Consider the following 6,579-nt stretch of genomic DNA (forward strand, 5'->3'; position numbering starts at 1 on the left):
CCGATCTTGCGCATGTTTTAAAAATTCCGTCCCCTCTAGCGGGTAATCCATCTTTTAAAAAGTGCTAAAGCACCTTTTGCCCACCATCGGAGATCGATGACGGAGCGGAAAACCAGTGCAGGCCGCTTTCCGTCAGAATGGCGTGAAGCGGCACATCATGCGGCTCGGCCGGGACGGACGGCACTTCCTGACAATCAAAGGCGACGCCGATGAGAACAGGCCGACGGCCCCTGGCGTGCAACCGCGCGATGGCGCGGTCATAATGACCCGCGCCATAACCGACCCGCTGCCCTTTGCAATCGAAGACAGAAAGAGGCACGAGCAAAATGTCCGGATCGAGAACCGCCGCATCCTCGCCTGGCCCGGTCGTGCCGAAGCCGGTTTTCACCAGCCGCGTATCCGTTTCAAAGGCGCGGAAGACAATGGTTTCACGATCCAGCACAACGGGCAGGACAAGACGCCCGCCCCTTGTCCGCAACGCTTCCATCAGCGGCCGGGTATCGGCCTCGGAGCGGATCGGCATGAAACCGGAAATCACGACGCCCGGCGTGAAGGGGATGCCAGCGGAGCCATGGGCCGCAATGGACTGGCTTTTCTGCTGCCGTTCCGCGAGCGTCAGCGCATCGCGCACGGCGAGCCTTTCGCCGCGCAACCTTGCTTTTTCGGCAACGTCACCGGGCATCAGGCGGCCCGGCTCACGAGAACCTTGTCAATACGGTGGCCATCGAGATCGATGACCTCGAAACGCCAGCCATTGCGGGTGACGTGTTCGCCCAGTTCCGGAAGGCGCCGGAATTCGTCCAGAACCAGACCGGCAACGGTTTCGAACTCGGCATCTTCGTCGATCTGGAAGCCCATACGATCAGCGAACTCATCGGCGGGCATCCAGCCAGCGACGAGGAACGAACCATCCTCGCGCTCGACCATGGCCGGCTCCTCGTCATCATCTTCCTGGAAGGCTCCGGTGATGGCTTCCAGCACATCGCCGGAGCTGATGATGCCTTCGAAATGACCGTATTCGTCGTAGACCAGCACCATGTGCACGGTGGAGCGACGCAGGGACTGGATGACATCAACCGCGCTCGTCAGATCCGATACGACCGGAACTTCGCGCAGAAGCTCGCGAATATTGAGTTCCTTGCCGGAAGCCAGCGCATCGAAAGCGTCCTTGGCGAAAAGCACGCCGAGAATTTCATCCGAGGCGCCGTTGCGCACCGGCAGGCGCGAACGCTGCGTCTGGCGAAGCTGCTCGCGGATTTCCTCCGCGCTGTCTTCGATATCGACCACTTCCACATCGCGACGCGGCGTCATCAGGCCGCGCGCATTGCGGTCGGCAAGGCGCATGACGCTGGTGATCATCGCCGATTCCTCGGTCTCGATCACGCCGGCGCTGTGGGCTTCTGCCAGAACAGTGCGGATTTCATCGTCCGTCACCGAAGCGTTGGACTCACCGCTATGGCCAAGAATTGCCAGAACCACCTTGCCGGATTTATCCAGCAGCCACACGAGCGGCGCGCCGACACGTGAAAGCATCACCATCGTGGGCGCGACACGGGCGGCGATCTTTTCAGGATCGCGCAGGGCGATCTGCTTTGGCACCAGCTCGCCGACGATCAGCGACAGATAGGTAATGGCAACGACCACGGAGCCGACACCGATGGCATCGGCGGCACGATCGGGAACACCCTGCTCCAGAAGCCATCCGGTGAACCTGGCGCCAAGCGTGGCGCCGGAAAACGCACCGGAGAGAACGCCGACCAGCGTGATGCCGATCTGCACCGTGGAAAGGAACCGCCCGGGATTTTCGGAAAGGCCGAGCGCCATGGTGGCGCCCCTGCTGCCTTGCGCGGCAAGCACCTTAAGCCTCGCCGGTCTGGAGGAGACAACGGCAAGCTCGGACATGGCAAGCACACCGTTCAATACGGTGAGCAGGACCACGATCATAATTTCAGTAAACAAGTTTAGCTCTTTGGGCTGTTGAACGGCACGTCGCGGTTTTGACCGCAGCACCCTTTTTTAAAGGGCATGACAGACATACCACTCCGGATAATAGGGAATTGTTCCGCCATTGCAATGACGGCAATATAAAAAAGCCGCGTCCGGCAGTTATGAAAAATGACTGTCGAATATATCAAGAGTACAGGGAAGCCCGGGGGGTTGATCCGAAACTTCAAGCGCGATCCACGGCGACCGATGGAGATTTACGATCCTGGGCGCCTACAAAAGTAGGTGGGCACCGTGTGTCCAGCCCCACGGGACTGGCCAGGGACAGCTCCCTTTGGATCGAGTATGGCCCCAGGGATTGTGGTTCCTGTCGGGAAGCGCAGAACGCATCCCAGATATAGGACGGATTGGAGGAAACCGCCAGAGGGCAGCGCGCGAAATTTTGTCGCCTCAGAACCCTTCAGGCCATCAATGCGCGGCGGGCTTCGGCCGCGCCAGCAGTTTTTCGGTAATCCCGTTCAGGCGGTCGGCCAGATCGCCGATGGCGAGCGCCACCATTTCGTCCGATTTCGCTTGGTGCTCGGCCATGCCGTCGCGGTTTAGAGAAAGGGATGTAACCTCCCCTTCCAGCTTCTCGATCTTGCGATTGAGTTCGGACAACTCGTCCATCACCATGATGCCCGCCATGACGGTCAGGCGAAGATCGCCGATCTCACCGAACTGGCTCTTGAGATGCCCGACATAACGATCGAAGCGCGTGGCAAGATCGGTCAGGTGGTCTTCCTGTCCCGCCTCGCACGCCATGCGATAGGCCTTGCCGTCGATCATAACAGTGACTTGGGCCATGAAACCGCTCCTATCGATCCAGCACCGCGCGGATCGTCTCCATGGCCGTTACCAGCCGGCGGGAAACCTCGCGATTGACTTCTTCAAGACGGTTGGCGCGAAACTCGGCCTGATCCAGCTCATGCGCCAGCCGTGCGCGGTCGACATGGACCCGCTTGACCTCATTATCGATCTCGCCCGTCTCCCTCTGCCGCTCGATACGCATATCGATGGCGTTTTCGAGATTTGTGATGGCAGCATTCAGCTCCGTCAGCGCAGATTGTACGGTCTTGTCAGCCGACATCGTTTTTTCCAACTCGCACGCCACCGGCCGAATCGTCCGGTTTCAGGCCTTTTCAACATCCAAGAGGTTATTACCCGATTTACCATCCCGTCAATCAAACCAGTGCATTGAGGCGTTTTGCTCTGTGGATGAACGAAGAAGCACTAGCCTCTGTCGCATGAATTTTATCGTGACAGCCGATTTTCTAAACGATTTTTATCTTCGGACGAACCGCAAACGCCCGTGGATTTATTGACTTGCCGGCCTCACCTGCTATGGATCAACCCGCTTTTTGGATAGTTGCGTAAAACTATCTCCTTTCACCCGGAAACAGACGGAAAAGCCATGATTTCTCGCGACAAACACAACCGGATGGCAAATGCGATCCGCTTTCTTGCCATGGATGCAGTGGAGAAGGCCAATTCAGGCCATCCCGGTCTGCCGATGGGCGCCGCCGATGTCGCCACCGTTCTCTTCACCCGTTACCTGAAATTCGATCCCAAGGCTCCGCTCTGGGCGGATCGCGACCGCTTCGTGCTATCGGCAGGGCATGGCTCGATGCTGCTTTACTCGCTGCTCTATTTGACGGGCTACGAGGACATGACGATCGACGAGATCAAACGTTTCCGTCAGTTCGGCTCCAAGACCGCCGGCCACCCCGAATATGGCCATGCGACCGGCATTGAAACGACGACCGGCCCGCTCGGCCAGGGCATCGCCAACGCCGTCGGCATGGCAATCGCCGAACGCAAGCTGGAAGAGGAATTCGGCTCCGACCTGCAGAGCCACTTCACCTATGTCCTGTGCGGCGACGGCTGCCTCATGGAAGGCATCAGCCACGAAGCCATCGCTCTTGCCGGCCATCTCAAGCTCAACAAGCTCGTTCTGTTCTGGGATGACAACAACATCACCATCGACGGCGAAGTCGGCCTGTCCGACAGCACCGACCAGATCGCCCGCTTCCAAGCCGTTCACTGGAACACCATCCGCGTCGATGGCCACGATCCGGACGCGATTGCCGCCGCCATCGAAGCCGCACAGAAATCCGACCGCCCGACCTTCATCGCCTGCAAGACCGTCATCGGTTTCGGCGCGCCCAACAAGCAGGGCACCCACAAGGTTCACGGCAACCCGCTCGGCGCAGAAGAAATCGCCGCCGCCCGCAAGAGCCTGAACTGGGAAGCCGAAGCCTTCGTCATTCCGGAAGATGTGCTCGACGCATGGCGTCTCGCCGGCCTGCGCTCCACCAAGACCCGCCAGGACTGGGAAGCTCGCCTCGAAGCAACCGAGACGGCCAAGAAGGCCGAGTTCAAGCGCCGCTTCGCCGGTGACCTGACGGGCAACTTCGACAGCTCGATCGACGCCTTCAAGAAGAAGATCATCGAGAACAACCCGACCGTTGCGACCCGCAAGGCCTCGGAAGACTCGCTCGAAGTCATCAACGGCGTGCTGCCGGAAATGATCGGCGGCTCTGCTGACCTCACGCCGTCCAACAACACCAAGACCAGCCAGATGAAGTCCATCACCCCGACGGATTTCTCCGGTCGTTACCTGCATTACGGCATCCGCGAACACGGCATGGCCGCTGCCATGAACGGTATCGCACTGCATGGCGGTCTCATTCCCTATGCCGGCGGCTTCCTGATCTTCTCGGACTACTGCCGTCCGTCGATCCGTCTGGCTGCCCTCATGGGCATCCGCGTCGTCCACGTCCTGACGCATGATTCCATCGGCGTTGGCGAAGACGGCCCGACCCACCAGCCGGTCGAGCAGATCGCAGCTCTGCGCGCGATCCCGAACCTGCTCGTCTTCCGCCCGGCGGATGAAACCGAGACGGCGGAATGCTGGCAGCTGGCTCTCGAGCAGAAGCACCGTCCCTCGGCGCTGGCGCTTACCCGCCAGAATCTGGCTCCTTCGCGCAAGGAATATGAAGAGAAGAACCTCTCGGCTTACGGCGCTTACGAAATCGTCTCCGCCAGCGACGCCAAGGTTTCAATCTTCGCATCCGGCTCGGAAGTCGAAGTGGCGCTGAAGGCCGCCGCAACGTTGAAGGACAACGGCGTTTCCGTCCGTGTCGTTTCCGTTCCCTGCTTCGAGCTTTTCAAGGAACAGCCGGAAACCTATCGCAACGCCATCATCGGCAAGGCTCCGGTCAAGATCGCGGTCGAAGCCGCCATTCGCCAGGGCTGGGATTACTTCATCGGCAACGATGGTGCATTCGTCGGCATGCACTCCTTTGGAGCTTCCGCGCCAGCGAAGGATCTCTTCAAGCACTTCGGCATCACGGCGGAAGCCGTCGTCGCCGCAGTCGAGGCAAAACTTGCGTGAGGGCTTCAAAAGCCCTTACCACTCCGCAAAGACCACGCCCATTTTTGTTCGGGAGACTGTAAATGACTGTAAAAGTTGCCATTAACGGCTTCGGCCGCATCGGCCGTAACGTCCTGCGCGCCATCGTCGAATCCGGCCGCACCGATATCGAAGTCGTCGCCATCAACGACCTCGGCCCGGTGGAGACCAACGCCCACCTGCTGCGCTACGATTCGATCCACGGCAAGTTCCCGGCCGAAGTGAAGGTCGAAGGCGACACGATCACCGTCGGTGGCGGCAAGCCGATCAAGGTGACCGCCGTTCGCGATCCGGCAACGCTGCCGCACAAGGAACTCGGCGTCGATATCGCGCTGGAATGCACCGGCATCTTCACCGCCCGCGACAAGGCCGCCGCTCACCTGACGGCCGGCGCAAAGCGCGTCATCGTTTCGGCTCCGGCTGACGGCGCGGACCTGACAGTCGTCTTCGGCGTCAACGACGACCAGCTGACCAAGGATCACCTCGTCATTTCCAATGCGTCCTGCACCACCAACTGCCTCGTGCCGGTCGTGAAGGTTCTCGATGACGTCGTCGGTATCGATCATGGCTTCATGACCACGATCCACTCCTACACCGGCGACCAGCCGACGCTGGACACGATGCACAAGGATCTGTACCGCGCCCGCGCCGCAGCCCTGTCCATGATCCCGACTTCGACCGGCGCCGCCAAGGCCGTTGGCCTCGTTCTGCCGCACCTCAAGGGCAAGCTGGACGGCACGTCGATCCGCGTTCCGACTCCGAATGTTTCGGTTGTCGACTTCAAGTTCATTGCCAAGCGCGCCACCACGGTTGAAGAAATCAACGAAGCCATCAAGACTGCCGCCAATGGCAAGCTGAAGGGTATGCTCGGCTACACCGACGAGCCGCTGGTTTCCCGCGATTTCAACCACGACAGCCATTCCTCGATCTTCGCAATCGACCAGACCAAGGTCATGGAAGGCAATTTCGTGCGCATCCTGTCCTGGTACGACAACGAGTGGGGCTTCTCCAACCGTATGTCGGACACGGCTGTCGCATTCGCGAAGACCATCTAATCAGGTGTCGCGTCCATAAAAAGAACCGGCAGGAGCAATCCTGCCGGTTCAGACTGCTGACAAACCCCTGGCGTGAGCTGGGGGTTTATGATTCATTGGGACATGTTGAAGAAACCTGCTCCTGAA

General features: G+C 59.7%; 6 protein-coding genes and 1 other RNA gene. 2 read left to right on the top strand and 5 right to left on the bottom strand.

What is annotated here, in order from left to right; all coding sequences use genetic code 11:
* Window positions 1–64: 64 nt before the first annotated feature.
* The 5 genes from BS627_RS22280 to BS627_RS22305 form a co-directional block, all read right to left on the bottom strand.
* On the bottom strand, window positions 65–682 hold the full coding sequence (locus BS627_RS22280; RefSeq protein WP_077985288.1) for a 5-formyltetrahydrofolate cyclo-ligase: 618 nt from the start codon (window positions 680–682) through the stop codon (window positions 65–67).
* Entirely contained in the window at window positions 682–1,944 is a 1,263-nt protein-coding gene (locus BS627_RS22285; protein ID WP_162520614.1) for a hemolysin family protein, read from the bottom strand. Before BS627_RS22285 ends, BS627_RS22280 begins: the two co-directional genes overlap by 1 nt.
* A gap of 230 nt (window positions 1,945–2,174) precedes the next feature.
* Window positions 2,175–2,333: non-coding RNA, 6S RNA (gene ssrS, locus BS627_RS22295), on the bottom strand.
* 79 nt (window positions 2,334–2,412) lie between these two features.
* Window positions 2,413–2,790 (bottom strand): cell division protein ZapA, encoded by a 378-nt coding sequence (locus BS627_RS22300; protein ID WP_077985290.1) that lies wholly within the window; start codon window positions 2,788–2,790, stop codon window positions 2,413–2,415.
* A 10-nt stretch (window positions 2,791–2,800) separates the two neighbouring features.
* Window positions 2,801–3,073: a DUF4164 domain-containing protein gene (locus BS627_RS22305; RefSeq protein ID WP_035263131.1), complete on the bottom strand. Its 273-nt coding sequence runs from the start codon at window positions 3,071–3,073 to the stop codon at window positions 2,801–2,803.
* 324 nt (window positions 3,074–3,397) lie between these two features.
* On the opposite strand from BS627_RS22305, the gene tkt reads away from it, so the two are divergent.
* A complete protein-coding gene (gene tkt / locus BS627_RS22310; protein WP_077985291.1) occupies window positions 3,398–5,380 on the top strand; it encodes a transketolase in 1,983 nt (660 codons plus the stop codon).
* A gap of 62 nt (window positions 5,381–5,442) precedes the next feature.
* Window positions 5,443–6,453, top strand: a complete 1,011-nt coding sequence (gene gap / locus BS627_RS22315) for a type I glyceraldehyde-3-phosphate dehydrogenase (RefSeq protein ID WP_077985292.1) — start codon at window positions 5,443–5,445, stop codon at window positions 6,451–6,453.
* Window positions 6,454–6,579: the final 126 nt, after the last annotated feature.

This window comes from Agrobacterium salinitolerans (genome assembly GCF_002008225.1).
GTDB lineage: Bacteria > Pseudomonadota > Alphaproteobacteria > Rhizobiales > Rhizobiaceae > Agrobacterium > Agrobacterium salinitolerans.

What these genes read in the sequence shown, in the direction of transcription:
- BS627_RS22280 (WP_077985288.1), bottom strand. Translation starts at nt 682, where the DNA reads ATGCCCGGTGACGTTGCCGAAAAAGCAAGGTTGCGCGGCGAAAGGCTC.
- BS627_RS22285 (WP_162520614.1), bottom strand. Translation starts at nt 1,944, where the DNA reads ATGATCGTGGTCCTGCTCACCGTATTGAACGGTGTGCTTGCCATGTCC.
- BS627_RS22300 (WP_077985290.1), bottom strand. Translation starts at nt 2,790, where the DNA reads ATGGCCCAAGTCACTGTTATGATCGACGGCAAGGCCTATCGCATGGCG.
- BS627_RS22305 (WP_035263131.1), bottom strand. Translation starts at nt 3,073, where the DNA reads ATGTCGGCTGACAAGACCGTACAATCTGCGCTGACGGAGCTGAATGCT.
- tkt (WP_077985291.1), top strand. Translation starts at nt 3,398, where the DNA reads ATGATTTCTCGCGACAAACACAACCGGATGGCAAATGCGATCCGCTTT.
- gap (WP_077985292.1), top strand. Translation starts at nt 5,443, where the DNA reads ATGACTGTAAAAGTTGCCATTAACGGCTTCGGCCGCATCGGCCGTAAC.